The organism is Pseudomonas sp. AC193 (genome assembly GCF_979258075.1).
This window is the reverse complement of sequence record NZ_OZ409832.1, coordinates 4,415,117-4,432,802: the sequence shown is the minus strand read 5'-3', so window position 1 is coordinate 4,432,802 and position 17,686 is coordinate 4,415,117. Positions and strand designations below refer to the sequence as shown.

Below are 17,686 nucleotides of genomic sequence, written 5' to 3'. Positions count from 1 at the left end.
AAGTCGATATTGACTGACACGGCGCCTTCGCGAGCAAGCCCGCTCCCACAGGGGGTATGAGTAAAGTCAGTAAACGTCGCGGCGATAGCGGCCCTGTTCGATCAGGCGCTCGACTTCAGCGCTGCCGAGAATGTCCTTGAGCACCTGATCCACGCCTGAAGCCATGCCCTGAAGGCTGCCGCAGATGTAGATGACGGCCCCATCCGCCAGCCACTTCTTCAATTTACCCGCCGATTCACGCAAGCGATCCTGCACATAAAACTTCTCCGCCTGATCCCGCGAAAACGCCAGATCCAGCCGTGCCAGATCACCGTTGATCAACCACTCTTCCAGCTCCGCGCGGCAGAGGAAATCGTGTTCACGGTTACGCTCGCCAAACAGCAACCACTGGCGCTGCTGACCATCGGCAATCCGCGCCTTGAGCAAGCTGCGCAGCCCGGCCAGACCGGTGCCGTTGCCCAGCAGAATCATCGGCACCGGCTCGTTCGGCAGGTGAAACCCGCTGTTGCGACGTACGCGCAGGCTGATGCTGCCACCGACCGGCGCATGCTCGGTCAACCAGCCGGAACCAATGCCCAGCGTGCCATCGGCATGCTGTTCCTGACGCACGATCAGCTCCAGCACACCGTCGGCGGCAATCGAGGCGATCGAGTATTCGCGCATGGCCAGCGGCACCATCGCATCGACCAGCGACTGCGCATGCAAACCGACCAGATGCGCGCGATGCTCCGGCAATTGACGCGAAGCCAGTGCGACTTCCAGCGGCTCGTCGAGGCCGTTGATTTTCACCATGGTCTCGCCACGAATACCGAGGCCGTCGAGAAAATGTTCGATGACCCACGGGCAGTTGCGCGGCAGCACTTCGACCAGATCACCAGCCAGCCAGCTGCTGGTGTTCGGTGCGCTCAGGCCCAACAGATAAACCGGCGAACCGCTGCTGTCCGGGTTCATCAATTCGCGGCGGGTCAGCGTCCAGTTGTCGTAGCTCGGTGCTTGCCAGGTGTCGACCGGCGCTTGTCCGGTGAGCAGACCGAGTTGCGTCTGCCAGTGACGCAGCGCATAGGGATCGCCACTGTCGACTTCCACCGGCGCAAAAAGTGTCTTGCCACCGTGCTCGCCGAGCCACTGATGCAGACGTTTGGCAAAGCCGCAGAAGTGTTGGTACTGACGATCGCCGAGCCCAAGCACCGCGTAGTTCAAGCTGTCCAGTGTCGAAGCTTTGCCCAGCACTTTGCGCTCGAAACCACGGGCGCTGTCCGGTGCTTCGCCGTCGCCGAAGGTGCTGACGACGAACAGCGCGTTGTTCGATTCACGCAGATCCTGCTCGCTGACATTCGCCAGCGGCTGCACCCTCACCGGCAATCCGGCGGCTTGCAATTGCCCGGCGGTTTGCCACGCCAGTTGCTCGGCGAAACCGCTCTGGCTGGCGAAACCGATCAGCCACGCCGGTGCATCGCCCGCCGGTTGTTCGAGGCCTTTACGTGCGTCCTTGATCTGCTTTTTCTTGCGTCGGCGATCGAGGTACAGCAGCCACCCAGTGATGAAAAACAGCGGCATGCACACCGCTGCGAGGGTGACGATGATCCGCCCGATCAGGCCGAAATAGCTGCCGACGTGCAGCGCATAGATGCTGGTCAGCAGTTGCGCCTTGACGCTCTTGTCAGCGTAGCGGTCGACGCGTTTGACGATGCCGGTGGCCGGGTCGAGAGTGATCTGGTTGAGCGCGCGCTCATGCGGCGAGTTTTCCAGCAGATAGAACACGGTCGCCGGTTGGCCAGCCACGGGCGGCATACGAATGTTGTAGGCAGACAGGCCAGGGCCGGCGGCGCTGTAGATGCTGCTCCACATCGCCGCGTAATCGGCAGTCGGCGCCGGGCCTTGCGGTGCCGGGCCACGACCACCGCGCACGCGTTCGTTTTGCGGCGCATCGGAAAGCAGTTTGGTCAGGCCTTTGTTGTACCACTCGTACGACCAAGACAACCCGGTCAGCGCCAGCAGCAGATAGACCAACAGGCACCATGTGCCCGCCACCGAGTGCAGATCCCAATTGAAGGCGCGGCCCTTTTTCTTCCAGTCGAGGGTCAGCCACACACGCCAGCTGTTCCACTGACGCGGCCAGCGCAGGTACAACCCGGAGAGGCAGAAAAACAGCAGGATCAGCGTGCAGGCGCCGGTGATGTTGCGGCCGGTATCGCCGATGGCGAGGAAGCGGTGCAGTTGCAGCATCAGGCCGAAGAAGTCCTGGCCGACGGCATCGCCCATGAATTCGCCCGTGTAGGGATCGAAGTAGCGCATCTCGCCGCGACGCTCACCCTTGGGCGGGGTGAAGAACACTTTCGCTGCGTTGCCGCTGTCGGTCTCGACCGAGAGCATCGAGACTTTTTTGCCGGACGCGGCTTCGATGCGCTCGACCAGTTCGACCGGTGGCAAGACGCCGGCGACTTGTTTTTCCACTTGCAGGACGGAGGGATTCAGCGCCCGCAGGATTTCGTCCTGAAACGAATAAGTCGCGCCGGTGATGCCCATCAACGCCAGCACCAGGCCTGCGGTGATGCCAAAAAACCAGTGCAACTGGAACAGGGTTTTCTTCAACACGTCACTCGCCGTCCGTTCGGAAATTGTCATCACGGCGCGCATTATGCCGTGGGTTATCGAGAAGCGTTCTTTATTACGCAGAAAAGCCCCGTTCAATTGAATGAACGGGGCCAAGCCTTGCGGCACATTCCTTGTGGGAGGGGGCTTGCTCCCGAATGCGTCGTGCCAGTCGATATCCATTTCTCTGACACGCCGCTTTCGCGAGCAAGCCCGCTCCCACATTTACAGCGTCAATCAGAAGTGGAAATTGGTACTCAACAATGCCGTACGGCCCGCCGCCTGGTTGGCGAAATGGGTCGAGAAGGCTTTGTCGTAGTAGGTTTCGTTTGTCAGGTTCTGCACGTTGAGTTGCAGGTCGACGTTCTTGGTCAGCTTGTACGCCGCCATCGCGTCGTAACGCACATACGAATCGACCATGGTGGTGTTGGCCACGCTGCCGTAAACGTCGTCGACATAGAACGCGCCGCCACCGAGGGTCAGCTTCGGTGTGACCTGATAAGTAGTCCACAGGCTGGCGCTGTTTTTCGGCGTGTTTGGCAGTTCGTTGCCGTCGGTGGCGCGGTTCAGCGGGCCGCCGTCAACTTGCTCGCTGTCCATGAACGCGTAACCGGCGAACACTTGCCATTTCTCGGTGATCTTGCCGCTGGCCGACAGTTCGAAACCTTGCACGCGGGTCTTGCCGGCGTTTTCGTACGAAGTGGTGTCGACTTGTACCCGAGCGTTTTCTTTCTCGGTGCGGAAGATGTCAGCGGTCAGCGACAGACGATCGTTGAGCAGATCCCACTTGGTACCGATTTCGTAGTTCTTGGTGGTTTCCGGCTCCATGTCGCTGCTCAGCAGGTTGCCGGCACGGTCAGTGCTGCCGCCCAACGGGTTGCCTTCCTGACCTTCGCCCAGGGTGTTGCCCGGTGGCGTGGCCGAGGTCGCGTAAGACGCATAGATGCTGCCGTTTTCCGCTGGCTTATAAACCACGCCGAACTGACCGGTGACGAACTCGCTGGTGTCAGCACCCTTCGAAGTGGTGGTGCCGGCGTTGGTGTAAGTCTTGTAGCCGGTTTCGAAGTGGTCGTAACGCAGGCCCATATTCACCAGCCACTGCTCGGACAACTCCAGCGTGTCGAACGCATACAGCGCGTACGTATCGGACTGGGTGTCGGTGCCGGCGTAGTTGCGCGAGATCGCGCCGTTCCACGGATCGTTCGGGTTCGGGTTGGACAGCGAGGTGCAGTTGTAGCCGCTGGCTGCGCCGATCAGCCCCGGGTTGCAGTTGGTGGTCGCGGCGGTGGTGCGCGGCGTGGTGTCAGTGTTGACGTTGTACGAGGACTTCTGGCTCTCCTCACGGGTGTATTCCACACCGGTGGAGAAGCTGTTCTTGAAGCCAGCAACGTAGAAGTTACCGAACAGGTCAGTCTGGTTGGTGGTGGTCTCGGTGTTGCTCACCCGAGTGTTCGCACGACGCCAGACCGTACCGTTGTTAACGTTGCCCTTGCTGTCGTCCGGCTGGGTCAGGATGTAATCCTGCATGCTGGTGCCATGACGCAGGGTGTTCTTGATCGTCAGCGAGTCGCTCAGGTCGTGCTCGATGGCGAAAGTCGCGGTGTCGGTGCGGCCCTTGCGGAAATCGCGATCCAGACCGTAGAAGTTGCTGTGGTCGCCACCCGAGTACGGCTTGTCCGGATTGGATTTGGTGCGTGCCGCCGAACCGCCGAGCGGAATGGTGTACGGCACGCCGGAGTCCGGGGTGTCGTTGCTTTCCAGATGGTAGTAATCGAGGTTAACGCGGGTGTCGGTGCCCAGACCAAACGCCAGAGACGGGGCGATGCCCCAACGATCGTAATCGACCTTGTCGCGACCGGCGACATTGCTCTCGTGGCTCATCAGATTCAGACGGCCAGCGGCGGTGTCGCTGAACTGGTAGTTGCCGTCGAGGGTGTAACGCTGGGTCTGGTCGGAACCCCAGGTGAAACCACCGTCGAACGAGTTGCCGAGGTGCGCTTTCTTGCTCACCAGGTTGATGCTGCCGCCTGCTGCGCCACGACCGCCGATGGCGGAGTTCGGGCCCTTGCTGACTTCAATGTTTTCCACGGCGAAGATTTCGCGGCTCTGCGAACCGGTGTCGCGCACGCCGTCGAGGTAGGTGTCGCCCTGGGCGTCAAAACCACGAATGAACGGACGGTCGCCCTGCGGGTTGCCGCCTTCACCGGCGCCGAAAGTGATGCCCGGCACGGTGCGCAGCGCGTCCTGCATGTTCAGGGCGCCGGTGTCTTTGAGTACTTGTTGCGGGATCACGGTGACCGAGCGCGGCGTGTCGACCAGCGGCGCGGTGTACTTGGGCGAGGAGGCTTTTTCGACCTGGTAGGACGTCGAGTCCTGCGCTTCGCCGGTGATGGCGGTGGCGTCCAGAGCGATGGCATTGCCGGACGCTTTGCTGTCGGTTTTCTCGGCAGCGAACACCATCTGGCCAGCGGAGCCGGCGGTAATTGCGACGCCGATTGCAGAGGCGAGCAGACGTGGTGAACTGACCGGTAATTGTGCGTGTTGACGTGCCATTTTTATTCCCCTCCCCAAGGATTTGAGGCGGCGGAATATAGGGTAAACAGGTATTCGTATCAATTGCGAAACATTGTTATTCGCACTGAATTTACATTCTTTACAATTTAACCTTACGGTTTCTGCCAGTTCATTCGTCTCCCGGGTTTTACACAGACAATAAGAATCAATACCATTGCCGCCTCTTTGCCATCAGGTGACATCGCCATGCTGCTGCACATCCCCGCACTGTTCGCGAAAGACGAGGTGCAGCGCATTCGCGAGGCTTTGCAGCAGGCTGACTGGGCCGATGGCAAGATCACCGCCGGCTTCCAGTCGGCCAAGGCCAAGCACAATCTGCAACTGCCTGAAGGTCATCCGCTGGCCAAGGAAATCGGCGCGGCGATGCTCGAGCGGCTGTGGAAAAATCCGCTGTTCATGTCCGCCGCGTTGCCACACAAAGTCTTCCCACCGTTGGTGAACTGTTACACGGCCGGTGGCAGCTTCGATTTCCACATCGACAACGCCGTGCGTCAACCGAAGGGCAGCATCGAGCGCGTGCGCACCGATCTGTCGGCCACGCTGTTCTTCAGCGAGCCTGAGGATTACGACGGCGGCGAACTGGAAATCCAGGACACCTACGGCACGCAACAGGTGAAACTGCCCGCGGGCGATATGGTGTTGTACCCCGGCACCAGCCTGCACAAGGTCAACGCGGTCACTCGCGGCGCGCGCTATGCGTCGTTCTTCTGGACGCAAAGCCTGGTGCGCGAAGACAGCCAGCGCGCGCTGCTGTTCGAGATGGACGGCGCGATCCAGCAGCTGACGCAGGACATGCCGGATCATCCTTCGCTGATCCGCCTTACCGGCACGTATCACAACCTGCTGCGTCGCTGGGTCGAGGTATGAGTTTCCAACTGCGCCGCGAGGAAATCCTCAGCGGCGAACAACTCCGCGCCATGCTCGAAGAAAGCCCGGCCCGTGCTGCGCAGGCGATTCTGCTGGCGGCGGGAGAGGGCGAAGTGGAGGCGCAGGCGTTGCTCGGGCAGATTCTTCTGGACGGCCAAGGCATCGCCAAGGATCAAGCGCTGGCGCTGCGTTGGTTTGGCATCGCCGCCGGACGCGGGCATCTGATGGCGCGCAACATGCTCGGGCGTTGTCATGAGCATGGCTGGGGGTGTGCCGCCGATGCCGGGGTTGCCGCGCAGCATTATCGAGTCGCGGCGCAGGCAGGCCTGGATTGGGCGATGTACAACCTGGCCAATCTCTTGGCGACCGGGCGCGGCGTGGCGGTCGATCAGCCGCAAGCATTGGCGCTTTATCGCCAGGCCGCCGAGTCCGGACACGCCAAGTCGATGAACCTGCTCGGGCGTTATCTTGAAGAGGGACGCCATTGTCGCGCGACCCTGCCGCAGCCTTCGACTGGTATCGCCGCTCGGCGCAGGCCGGCGACTTCCGTGGCCAGTTCAGTTATGCCAGCGTGCTGGCCGAGCGCTCACAGATTGAAGAGGCGTCAGGCTGGTACCGCAAGGCGATGTTCGGGGGGCATGCTGCGTTTCTCGGCGTGGCGGCCCAGACTTTGGAGAGCGCAGCACACCCGGCCATTCAGGCATTGGCTCAAGAGTATAAAGAGCGCGCAGGGCACATCAGCGTCTAGTTGAATTCAAGGCGCTGTCCGCAAGTATCGAGTCGTATGTCCAGTTGTTAGTATTCTTTATAAATATATTGAAGGCATGAAACGATTTTTTTAAGTGCGGCTTTTATGTTTAAGTCTGTCTGGCAAGTTTAAGTTCTTACGGGTTCTGACTTGTTTTTGATTTTACTTAACTTAAAACTGATTAAAGGAATGATCATGTCTTCTTCCAGCTTATGGGGCGATGCCCTGAATAATACCTCGCCTGAACAAGTTATGCAGATGGCGGCGGCGGCGCCAAAGTTACTAAGTGACGCATCGACGTCGGATGGCGATGATGTAGTGCGCGACAGAGGGTTGCTCCTCACTAAAAAGCAGATCATTGATTTGCGTAAATATGAAGCAGCCGGCCTGGCGCTGCCGCATACCCTGAAGGATGTCGAAGATTATCTGCGCTATGGCGCAGGGCAGAACGGCGGCCCAGGGTTGAATCCGACAGATTTCCTCTCGACCTTTGTAAACACCCGCAACCACGCAAGACGCTGGTCGCCGCTGCGTGAACGCATCATGATGACCGGGCAGGGGCTGAAGAGCTTTGCCAGCAGCATGCTTAATTATGGCAAGGCGATTCAGGAAGTCTTGAGCGACGATGATTCGGTCGCGTTCCTCAAGAAAAACAAGATTAAAACACTTGCCCAGCTTAAAGCACTCGAAATTGAATTGGGTGACAAGTTTCCGGGTATTGAAATTGATCCGGATACCGTCGCGACGTTGGGCTATTACCTGCAGCGGATATTCGAGCGGATCAATAAAAACCTCAGCGATGTGCAAGGCATCAAGAATGACCTGGACCTATTTGGTTATGATCTGCGCGAGCATGTCCTGCCCAGTATAAAACTCAGGGTCGGTTTGATCGACAGCAGTTCGTTGGCAGCAGATATCAAGGTATTGAAGAGCGACATCGATAATCGTGCCAAAGAAATCGATATTAAAAACACTGAATACAAGGCCGCTGTTCAGGAGGCATTGAAGTCTGCCGCCGGGATGAACATCGTGGGCCTGGCCATGGCTATCTACATGGGGGTGGAGGCGGAAAATATTCGTGCTGCACGCAAAGCGTTGTATGCCGAACAGGAACGGGATATCCAGGTGTTGGCGAGCAAGAACCAGACACTCGGTTCTCTTGCCCGCGTCAAACATGACCTGCAAAGTCTGATGATCGTGGCCATCGATGCCGACATCGCCACGCAGAACCTGATGCATGTCTGGAAAAGCCTCTACCTGCACATTTCCAACTCGGTCGCTGCGATGGGCCGCGTCAACGATGCCTTGAGCCTGCGGGTCTTCGGTACCGAGTTCGAGGAAGTCGTGCTGCCATGGAAAACCATCGAAACCGACTCGGACAAGCTTATTCAGGTCTTCAAAGAGGCTGATGAAGAATACGAGCGCAACTATTCGTTCAGCACGCGAACCTCGCGTGTGATCAGTCTCAGCGCGACAGTGAGCTATCCACCTGTGGACATGGCCACCCTGGCCTCCACTGTTGAACAGATGCGTGAAGCTCGCACTCAGGCAGAAGTCTTGAAGACTAAACTGGGTTACCTGCCTGATCTGTTCGACCGCTTCAAGCGCACTGTGAGTGGCATGGGGCAATGCCAAAACCAATTGCAGGATTCGGCCCAGACCGGAGTGAATGATCTGCAAAACAGCCTGCGACGTCTCGCCCGCAACGAGAAGGATCGATTGAAAGAAACCGATCCTGAGGTCATTGAAGAAATCGACGATGAGCGCAAGGACATTTTGCGTTCGATTTCCTCTGCCATGACCAAGCAGGCAACTCTGGTGCGTGACGCCTTGCGCAATATTGATGCACGGTTTGATATGCGCCTGACGCAGGCTTACATCACCGATTTCCAGCGCGACGCGCTCGTGGCCGATGCAGAAATTGCACAACTGGACAGCAAACTTGCAGAGCTTGCGGCTGATCGAAAGGTCATCATTAACGGGGTCAATCTGCTGGAAAAAAGCGGTATCGAGAATCTGGGCAAGGACGTTGAGCTAACCATCGCCAAGATCACCGAACTGGGCCTGGCTCCGCCGGAAATCAAACTGGTGATGGCGGCCATCGACCAACTGAAGCGAACCCTTATTGGCATTCGTGAGTCTGTGCGCTTCCTGGACATGGTGCGTGAGAGCGACAAGCTGAAGCTGAAAATCGATGGTGTGCAGGCCGAGATTGAACGCGAGCGCGCGGCTATCCGTGATTCGCAAGGCAAGGTCACTTACCTAAAGGCCATTCACGCCATGGAAGACTGTCGCGCCGAATATGCCGCCACCTATCGTCCTGCCGTGAATGCTTTTGAGCAGTTGCGCGATGCAATCGATGTCGAAGTGTCGGACGACTGTGATGCACTCAGTGCCGCGTTGAAACAGCATGCGCCACTGTTAATCGCTTTCCTTAATCCGCTGTCCGTTCCGCAGCGCTGAGTCTGCCGGTAGGCGTGCTCTGCATTTGTGTGTGATATCAGAGTCCGGCGCAGGATTGCCGATGGGCACGGTTCCATCGGCAATGAAAGTACGATCAGACTAAGGAGAGGCTGATGCTTGAATATTTACTGGCAGAAAAAAACTTCGCTGCATTGAAGCAGTACGTGAAGTTTCTGCAGGATCTACCCCCTGCCTTGCAGGAAATGACCGAGTTTACCGGGATCTTCGAACGGCAAAAGCACATCATGGTGCCGCCGCCGAATGTTCATAGCCTGAGGCAGGCTGCACAAACCAGTGAAATGTGTTGGCGGGCGATACAGGTGGCCACACCGGCGCTTGGCAGCCGTTCTGCGCAGGTGTTGCGTGAGATTTTTGCCTTTATCGAAGAGTTTCAGGCAGTCGTTTCAAAGGCCGACAATCGCCGAAAGACGATCGTCACGATCGATCCGCGGCAATTTTCGCTGGTGAGGTCGCCTGCCTGGGGCAATGCACCTGCCGAAAGCATCATCGATGTGCTGCGCGAAATGGATCGCCGGCTTGAGCAATACCGGGGCATGGTGCTCAATTTCAAAACCCGGGTGATCGGACTGACCGAGTCGATCCACGGCATCTTCGTGCGTTTCATCGAGTGCCTGACGATGCCGATATGCACGTGCGATAAACCGATCCCCAAGATCGAGGCCTATTACAATCTGGGTAAAATCTGTCTGCCCGGCACGACTTATGAGCCAGACCGGTTGTATTCGCAGGAGGAGCGAATCGCGCAGTCCAAAGAACATGTCGAGTTTCTGTTCAACCTGCGCCGACGCGCTGCCAGTGCGGCGAACAACCTCAGCGATTTCTGCCATCGGATGTCGTGCATGCTGGATGAAGCGCAACAGATGCTTCGAAACCATTATCCAGCGATGACGATGGCGCGGGCGAAATCTGCGCTGCCGATGCTCAAGGGGCCGTTGAACGATGTGCAAAGCATGTCGGACCAACTGGGCAAATTGACCCGGCTGTAACGCAAAAAGCCCATGACAGGTCATGGGCTTTTTGCGTTACAGGTAAGACGCTTACACGTAGTACGACTTCAACGGCGGAAAGCCATTGAACTCAACCGCGCTGTAACTGGTGGTGTAAGCACCGGTCGACAACCAGTACAACCGGTCACCAATCGCCAGGTTCAGCGGCAAACCGTACTTGTAGTTTTCATACATGATGTCGGCGCTGTCGCAGGTCGGGCCGGCGATGACCACTTCTTCCATCTCGCCTTTCTTCTCGGCTCAGATCGGGAACTTGATCGCTTCGTCCATGGTTTCGATCAGACCGGAGAACTTGCCCACATCGGTGTACACCCAGCGTTCAACAGCCGTGCGCGACTTGCGTGCAACCAGCACCACTTCGCTGACCAGAATACCGGCGTTGGCGATCAACGAGCGGCCTGGCTCCAGAATGATTTCCGGCAGGTCATCACCAAAATCTTCTTTGAGGAAGCGGATGATTTCTTCGGCGTAGGTTTCCAGGCTGTTGGTGCGGGTGATGTAGTTGGCCGGGAAGCCACCGCCCATGTTGATCAGCTTGAGATGGATGCCGTCTTCTTCTTTCAGACGCTCGAAGATCACTTTGACCTTGGCGATCGCCGCGTCCCAGACGCTGATGTCGCGCTGCTGTGAACCGACGTGGAAGGAGATGCCGTAAGGCACCAGGCCGAGGTCGCGAGCGAGGATCAGCAGATCCATGGCCATGTCGGTCTGGCAGCCGAATTTGCGCGACAGTGGCCAGTCAGCCGTGGTCGAGCCTTCGGTGAGGATGCGTACGTAGACTTTCGAGCCCGGTGCAGCCTTGGCGATGTTGCGCAGGTCAGCTTCGGAGTCGGTGGAGAACAGACGCACGCCCTTCTCGTAGAAGTAGCGGATGTCCTTGGATTTCTTGATGGTGTTGCCGTAGCTGATACGGTCGGCGCTGACGCCGCGATCCATCACTTTGTCCAGCTCGTAGATCGAGGCGATGTCGAAGCTCGAACCCTTCTCTTTGAGCAGGTCGATGATCTCGACGGCCGGGTTGGCCTTGACCGCGTAGTAGACCTTGGCGAATTCGAAACCGGCGCGCAGGTCATCGTAGGCCTGGCTGATCATCGCGGTGTCGATCACCACGAACGGGGTTTCCTGTTTGTCGGCAAACGCCTTCATTTTGTCAAAAGTGGCGCGCGCGAAATAGTCTTCGACATTGATCGACATGCTGGGAACTCCTACTGGCAAACTGAAATTAACAATGGGTGCAAATGAACGTCCTCCGTATCCCCACTTTGGTTCGCCTACTTCCCAAGGCATGTCGCCGAAAGCAAAAAGGCCACGGGCGGATTTGCCCTTGGCCTTGCTGTCTCGTCGTCAGTACTTGAGCCGGATGGATCGTTTCCAGCATGGACGTTCGGCGCGAACTTTAGGGCGTGAGGGGCCTGAGATCAACTAAAAATGTCGCGTTTTTGCACGCTTCTGACGTGCGTCGCTCTGATCACTCTTTGTAGCCGACCGAGATGACGGACAGATGTTCCCCGAGAATTTTGAAGTGTTAAAAATACCTGCACGTTCGCGGATTATGTCGGCGAAGTCGTGGGTAAGTGTGATGGCGGCAACATCGGCGACGTTGGCGGCGAGGGGAGGGTGTGAGGGAGAATTTGGCTGTTTCGAGCAGGAGGTTTGAGAACAATTCAGAGTGGCGGGTGTTGAGATTCTTTTCCGCCTGGTGAATGACTTGGTCACACCCCCGATCCTGTAGGAGTGAGCCTGCTCGCGATGACTTTTTTTCAGTCGACATCTTCATCGACTGAGATTGCCAATCGCGAGCAGGCTCACTCCTACATGGATTTGTGTTTCTTGCCCGAAAATCAGGCGACTACGGCCTCAGCCGGCGAGACGATACTGGTCTTCATCCCGCGCGAACGACCCGAGCTCAGATAAGCCGCAATCGATTCCTGCGTCACCTCACCGAGGAACACCCGCTCGGCGTCCATCACCGGCAGCCACGAACGGTTGAACTCGTACATGCGCGACAACAGAATGCGCAGATGCTCGTCGTACGCGGCGGTGGCGTTGAATTCACGCAGGAACTGCGCGCAAGTGCCGGTCTGACGGTGCAGATCACGACGACGCACATAGCCCAGTGCCTTGTTGTCGGCGCAGGTAACCACCACGTAGCGACGGTCATGTTCGTCCATCAATTCCAGCGCATCGGCCACTGGCGTTTCCGGGCTCACCGATGGCGCGTTGTCCGCCGCATCTTCCGCTTTGACCAACAGCAGACGCTTGAGTGTGCTGTCCTGGCCGACGAAGTTGCTGACAAAGTCGTCCGCCGGGTGCGCGAGCAGCGTGTCCGGGTGATCGATCTGCAGCAGTTTGCCGGCGCGGAAAATCGCGATCTTGTCGCCGAGTTTGATCGCTTCGTCGATGTCGTGGCTGACCATGATCACGGTCTTGTTCAGCGCGCGCTGCATCTCGAAGAATTCGTTCTGGATCATCTCGCGGTTGATCGGGTCAACCGCACCGAACGGCTCGTCCATCAGCAGCAGCGGCGCATCCGCTGCCAGTGCGCGGATCACGCCGATGCGCTGTTGCTGGCCACCGGACAATTCACGCGGATAACGATGCAGATACTGCTTGGGCTCCAGCTTGATCATGCTCATCAATTCGCGGGCGCGGTCGTGGCATTTCTGTTTGTCCCAGCCGAGCAGTTTCGGCACGACAACGATGTTCTCTTCGATGGTCATGTTCGGGAACAGACCGATCTGCTGGATCACGTAACCGATGTTGCGACGCAGGGTCACTTCGTCGAGATCGGTGGTGTCTTCACCATTAATGAGGATCTTGCCCGAGGTCGGTTTGATCAGGCGGTTGATCATTTTCAGCGTGGTGCTTTTGCCGCAACCCGATGGCCCGAGGAACACGCAGATCTCGCCTTCATTGACGGTCAGGCTCACCGAGTCCACGGCTTTGACGTCTTTGCCGTTGCTTTGGAAAGTTTTGCTGAGGTTTTGAAGTTCGATCATTTGAGGAGTCCTTTTGGAGTCAACGAGCGTTGCAGCCATTGGAGAAACAGGTCAGCGAAAATGGCCAGAAGACTGACCAGCAGCGCGCCGACGATCAGCATCGACATGTCACTGCGGCTGATGGAAGCGAGGATCAACACACCGAGGCCGCCGGCGCCGATGGTCGCGGCGATGGTCATCACGCCGATGTTCATCACCACGGCGGTGCGCACGCCGGCGAGGATGACGGGCACCGCGATTGGCAGTTCGACCATGCGCAGGCGCTGGCCGAAGGTCATGCCGATGCCGCGTGCGGCTTCACGAATACCGGGCTCTACGCCGGTGAGGGCGAGGTAGGTGTTGCGCATGATTGGCAGCAGTGAATAGAGGAACACGGCGGTGATCGCCGGCATCGGGCCGAGGCCCTGACCGAACTTCGAGTAGAACGGCAGCAGCAAACCGAACAGCGCAATCGACGGCACGGTCAGCAGCACGGTGGCGCTGGCCTGTAGCGGGCCGGCGAGGCTCGGGAAGCGCGTCATCAGAATGCCCAGCGGCACGCCGACGACAATCGCCAACGTTACAGCGATGCCGACGAGGGTGATGTGCTGCCAGGTCAGGTGCATCACCTGTTGCCAGTCGAGATGGGAAAAGGCGTTGAAGAATTCCATGACTTTTCCTCCTTTAATTCAGCGGATGTTGGCGCAGGAAATCGGCGGCAACGGACGATGGGCTTTCATGATCGACATCGACCCGCGCGTTGAGCTGGCGCATGGTTTCGTCGTCGAACAGTTCGGCCAGCGGCTTGAGTTGCTCGGCCAGTTTCGGGTTGGCGTCCAGTGTTGCCTGACGCACTACCGGGGCTGCGGTGTAATCGGGGAAGTAGTGTTTGTCGTCTTCCAACAGCTTCAGGCCAAAGGCGCTGAGACGACCGTCGGTGGTGTAGACCAGACCGGCGAACACCTGACCGTTGCGCAACGCCGTGTAAACCAGCCCGGCATCCATCTGGCGGATGTTCTTGCGGGTCAGATTCATGCCGTAGAGGTCGACCATGCCGATCAGGCCGTCGGAGCGGTTGGCGAACTCGGTGTCCAGCGCCACCAGGTGATTGGTCTTGGCTTCAGCGCGCAGCACCTCGTTCAACTGGCTGATGTTGGTGATCTGCGGATATTCCTCAGCCACTTTTTTCGGCAGCGCGAGGGCGTAGGTGTTGCTGAATTTCGACGGCGTCAGCCAGATCAGGCCTTTTTTGGCGTCGAGTTCTTTCACCCGGGCGTAGGACTGAGCGCTGTCGAGTTTCTCGGTGACATGGTTGTAAGCCACCAGCGACACGCCGGTGTACTCCCAGAGCAAGTCCAGTTGCCCGCTTTCGTGAGCGCTGCGGGCGAGATTGCTGCCCAGACCGCCAGTGATCTGCGCGTCGTAGCCTTTGCTGCGCAGATATTGCGCGGTGATTTCCGCGAGCAGGGTTTGCTCGGTGAAGACCCGGGCGCCGAGGCGAATCACCGGTTTGTCAGCGGCTTGCGCGATGCCGGCGAACAGCAGGGCGCTGCTCAGCATCAGGCTTAGAATCAAGCTAAATCGTTTCATAGGTATTCCTTCGCAAAAGCCTTAAGACGTGCGCAAACCGCGTTCCAGCCAGAGACGGCTGGCAAGCGTGACGACGCCATCGAGCAGCAACGCGAGCAGTGCGGTGCACGCAGCGCCGAGTACCAGTTGCGGCTGATTGTTCAGGGCGATGCCGGGGAAGATCAGACTGCCGAGGCTGTTGGCGCCGATCAGGAATGCCAGCGGCGCGGTGCCGACGTTGATCGCCAGGGCCACACGCACACCGCCGACAATGATCGGCACGGCGTTGGGCAATTCGACTTTCCACAGCACCTGGCGCGGCGTCATGCCGATGCCGACGGCCGCTTCTTTAAGCGATCCCTGAACGTTTTTAAGGCCTTCGTAGGTGTTGCGCACAATCGGCAACAAGGAGGCGAGGAATAAAGCGAAGATCGCCGGGCCACTGCCGATGCCGAGGACGCCCAGGGCAATCGCGAGCACGGCCAGCGGAGGCACGGTGTTACCGATATTGAAGATTTGCATGAAGCGCTCGGCGCGTCCGACCATGGTCGGGCGACTGAGGAAGATGCCGGCGGGGATGCCCACGACAAGGGCGGCCAGCATTGAAGCGAGGACGAGAATCAGATGAGCTTGCAGGTAAAACAACAAATCGTCGCGGTAGTGTTCGATCGTGTTGATGCCGATCCAATGGATCAGCAGGGCCAGGAGCGCGATCACCACCGCACCTCCAATCAGCCCTTTGCCATAGCGGATAGCCACAGGCGGACTCCTTTTTTTGTAGTCGGCAAACGCTCTCCCGTGTGGCATGCCATACATGGCTGCCGGGAATAAACGTTCGCGAGAAGCAGCTCCTTCAGCACCGGAAAAGCGGTCTGAAAGCGAGCCATGAGCGCAGCCTCGTCAGGCTAACTTGCTGATTTTTCAGCCCCTGACGACATGTCGTAACAGGGGATGGACGTCTCCGAGCGCTGAAAGGTTCCCACATAAGATGCCATCTGGCCACCTGTAGGAGCTGCCGAAGGCTGCGATCTTTTGACTTTGTTCTAGCGCAACAGAGCAAAAGATCGCAGCCTGCGGCAGCTCCTACAGGGTTTTGCGGGCCCGAGGGACGGTGGTTCGACGGTTACTTTTTAAGCTATACTCGCCGCCCTTTTTTGAATCACCGCCAGGCGATTTCCCATGACCAACCAGGCCGCCGAAGTCGCGAAACGCCGCACTTTCGCCATTATTTCCCACCCCGATGCCGGTAAAACCACGATCACCGAAAAGCTCCTGTTGATGGGCAAGGCGATTGCAGTGGCCGGTACGGTGAAATCCCGTAAATCCGATCGCCATGCGACATCCGACTGGATGGAGATGGAAAAGCAGCGGGGTATTTCCATTACCACGTCGGTCATGCAGTTCCCGTATCGCGAACACATGATCAACCTGCTCGACACCCCGGGCCACGAAGACTTCTCCGAAGATACCTACCGCACCCTGACCGCGGTCGACTCGGCGCTGATGGTGCTCGACGGCGGTAAAGGTGTCGAGCCGCGTACCATTGCGCTGATGGACGTCTGCCGTCTGCGAGACACGCCGATCGTCAGCTTCATCAACAAACTCGACCGTGACATCCGCGACCCGATCGAACTGCTCGACGAAATCGAAGCCGTTCTGAAGATCAAAGCCGCGCCGATCACCTGGCCGATCGGTTGCTACCGCGACTTCAAAGGCGTGTACCACCTGGCCGACGACTACATCATCGTTTACACCGCCGGTCATGGTCACGAACGCACCGAAACCAAGATCATCGAGAAACTCGACTCCGACGAAGCCCGCGCACACCTGGGCGACGAGTACGACCGTTTCATCGATCAGCTTGAGCTGGTTCAGGGCGCCTGCCACGAATTCAACCAGCAGGAATTCCTCGACGGTCAACTGACCCCGGTGTTCTTCGGTACGGCTTTGGGCAACTTCGGTGTTGACCACGTCCTCGACGCCGTTGTCGATTGGGCCCCGCGTCCATTGGCCCGTGTCGCCAACGAACGTACCGTTGAGCCGGTCGAAGAGAAGTTCTCGGGCTTCATCTTCAAGATCCAGGCGAACATCGGACCCGAAGCACCGCGACCGTATCGCGTTCATGCGTATCTGCTCCGGCAAGTACGAGAAAGGCATGAAGATGCGCCACGTGCGCACCGGCAAGGACGTGCGCATCGGCGATGCCCTGACGTTCTTCTCCTCCGAGCGTGAGCAACTGGAAGAGGCTTTTGCGGGCGACATCATCGGCCTGCACAACCACGGCACCATCCAGATCGGCGACACCTTCAGCGAAGGTGAAGTTCTCGGGTTCACCGGCATTCCGCACTTTGCGCCGGAGCTTTTCCGTCGTGTACGTCTGCGTGATCCGCTGAAGTCCAAGCAGTTGCGTCAGGGTCTGCAGCAGTTGGCCGAAGAGGGTGCAACGCAGGTGTTCTTCCCGGAGCGCAGCAACGACATCATTCTTGGCGCCGTGGGTGTGCTGCAGTTTGATGTGGTCGCCAGCCGTTTGAAGGAGGAATACAAGGTTGAGTGCTCCTACGAGCCGATCACCGTGTACTCCGCGCGCTGGATTGAATGCAGCGACAAGAAAAAGCTTGAGGAGTTTTCCAACAAGGCTGTGGAGAACCTGGCGGTTGATGGCGGTGGGCACCTGACTTACCTCGCGCCGACACGGGTTAACCTGGCGTTGATGGAAGAGCGCTGGCCGGACGTGAAATTCCGGGCGACGCGTGAGCATCACTAAGTTCTGAACTGTTTTGTCCGAAGCCCCCAAGGTGTATGCCTTGGGGTTTTTTATTGCCTTGGGTTTGGGGGTATATCCGTTTCTGCGGGAGTTTCTGATTGCG

At 58.2% G+C, this 17,686-nt stretch carries 9 protein-coding genes and 3 pseudogenes; 5 read left to right on the top strand and 7 right to left on the bottom strand.

The genetic code is table 11. The features are described from left to right. Positions 1 to 66: 66 nt before the first annotated feature. Positions 67 to 2,595 (bottom strand): PepSY domain-containing protein, encoded by a 2,529-nt coding sequence (locus tag ACZZ0D_RS20070; RefSeq protein ID WP_463554822.1) that lies wholly within the window; start codon positions 2,593 to 2,595, stop codon positions 67 to 69. Between the two features lie 234 nt (positions 2,596 to 2,829). Next, positions 2,830 to 5,145, bottom strand: a complete 2,316-nt coding sequence (locus ACZZ0D_RS20065; protein ID WP_463554090.1) for a TonB-dependent receptor — start codon at positions 5,143 to 5,145, stop codon at positions 2,830 to 2,832. Between the two features lie 207 nt (positions 5,146 to 5,352). Here ACZZ0D_RS20065 and ACZZ0D_RS20060 point away from each other — a divergent pair, with 207 nt between their 5' ends. From ACZZ0D_RS20060 to ACZZ0D_RS20045, 4 genes and pseudogenes are all read left to right on the top strand, one after another. Beyond that, positions 5,353 to 6,033 (top strand): Fe2+-dependent dioxygenase, encoded by a 681-nt coding sequence (locus tag ACZZ0D_RS20060; RefSeq protein WP_053117051.1) that lies wholly within the window; start codon positions 5,353 to 5,355, stop codon positions 6,031 to 6,033. Beyond that, a pseudogene (locus ACZZ0D_RS20055) lies at positions 6,030 to 6,781 on the top strand (tetratricopeptide repeat protein). Before ACZZ0D_RS20060 ends, ACZZ0D_RS20055 begins: the two are co-directional and overlap by 4 nt. 195 nt (positions 6,782 to 6,976) lie before the next feature. After that, entirely contained in the window at positions 6,977 to 9,244 is a 2,268-nt protein-coding gene (locus tag ACZZ0D_RS20050; RefSeq protein WP_463554089.1) for an alpha-xenorhabdolysin family binary toxin subunit A, read from the top strand. Positions 9,245 to 9,357: 113 nt separating this feature from the next. Further along, entirely contained in the window at positions 9,358 to 10,251 is an 894-nt protein-coding gene (locus ACZZ0D_RS20045; protein WP_463554088.1) for a hypothetical protein, read from the top strand. Positions 10,252 to 10,302: 51 nt separating this feature from the next. Here the strand turns inward: ACZZ0D_RS20045 and ACZZ0D_RS20040 are convergent. The 5 genes and pseudogenes from ACZZ0D_RS20040 to ACZZ0D_RS20020 form a co-directional block, all read right to left on the bottom strand. Then, positions 10,303 to 11,466, bottom strand: a pseudogene (locus ACZZ0D_RS20040) (type III PLP-dependent enzyme). A 647-nt stretch (positions 11,467 to 12,113) separates the two neighbouring features. Beyond that, a complete protein-coding gene (locus ACZZ0D_RS20035; protein ID WP_129389040.1) occupies positions 12,114 to 13,271 on the bottom strand; it encodes an osmoprotectant ABC transporter ATP-binding protein OsmV in 1,158 nt (385 codons plus the stop codon). Then, entirely contained in the window at positions 13,268 to 13,921 is a 654-nt protein-coding gene (locus tag ACZZ0D_RS20030) for an ABC transporter permease (protein WP_053117058.1), read from the bottom strand. Before ACZZ0D_RS20030 ends, ACZZ0D_RS20035 begins: the two co-directional genes overlap by 4 nt. A 13-nt stretch (positions 13,922 to 13,934) precedes the next feature. Continuing rightward, on the bottom strand, positions 13,935 to 14,840 hold the full coding sequence (locus ACZZ0D_RS20025) for a glycine betaine ABC transporter substrate-binding protein (RefSeq protein WP_053117059.1): 906 nt from the start codon (positions 14,838 to 14,840) through the stop codon (positions 13,935 to 13,937). 21 nt (positions 14,841 to 14,861) lie between these two features. Next, positions 14,862 to 15,578, bottom strand: a complete 717-nt coding sequence (locus ACZZ0D_RS20020; protein ID WP_463554087.1) for an ABC transporter permease — start codon at positions 15,576 to 15,578, stop codon at positions 14,862 to 14,864. 420 nt (positions 15,579 to 15,998) lie between these two features. On the opposite strand from ACZZ0D_RS20020, the pseudogene ACZZ0D_RS20015 reads away from it, so the two are divergent. Next, a pseudogene (locus tag ACZZ0D_RS20015) lies at positions 15,999 to 17,583 on the top strand (peptide chain release factor 3). Positions 17,584 to 17,686 lie beyond the last annotated feature (103 nt).

Excerpts from the sequence above, each read along its gene's own strand:
- ACZZ0D_RS20065 (WP_463554090.1), bottom strand. The coding sequence starts at position 5,145 with ATGGCACGTCAACACGCACAATTACCGGTCAGTTCACCACGTCTGCTC.
- ACZZ0D_RS20060 (WP_053117051.1), top strand. The coding sequence starts at position 5,353 with ATGCTGCTGCACATCCCCGCACTGTTCGCGAAAGACGAGGTGCAGCGC.
- ACZZ0D_RS20050 (WP_463554089.1), top strand. The coding sequence starts at position 6,977 with ATGTCTTCTTCCAGCTTATGGGGCGATGCCCTGAATAATACCTCGCCT.
- ACZZ0D_RS20045 (WP_463554088.1), top strand. The coding sequence starts at position 9,358 with ATGCTTGAATATTTACTGGCAGAAAAAAACTTCGCTGCATTGAAGCAG.
- ACZZ0D_RS20035 (WP_129389040.1), bottom strand. The coding sequence starts at position 13,271 with ATGATCGAACTTCAAAACCTCAGCAAAACTTTCCAAAGCAACGGCAAA.
- ACZZ0D_RS20030 (WP_053117058.1), bottom strand. The coding sequence starts at position 13,921 with ATGGAATTCTTCAACGCCTTTTCCCATCTCGACTGGCAACAGGTGATG.
- ACZZ0D_RS20025 (WP_053117059.1), bottom strand. The coding sequence starts at position 14,840 with ATGAAACGATTTAGCTTGATTCTAAGCCTGATGCTGAGCAGCGCCCTG.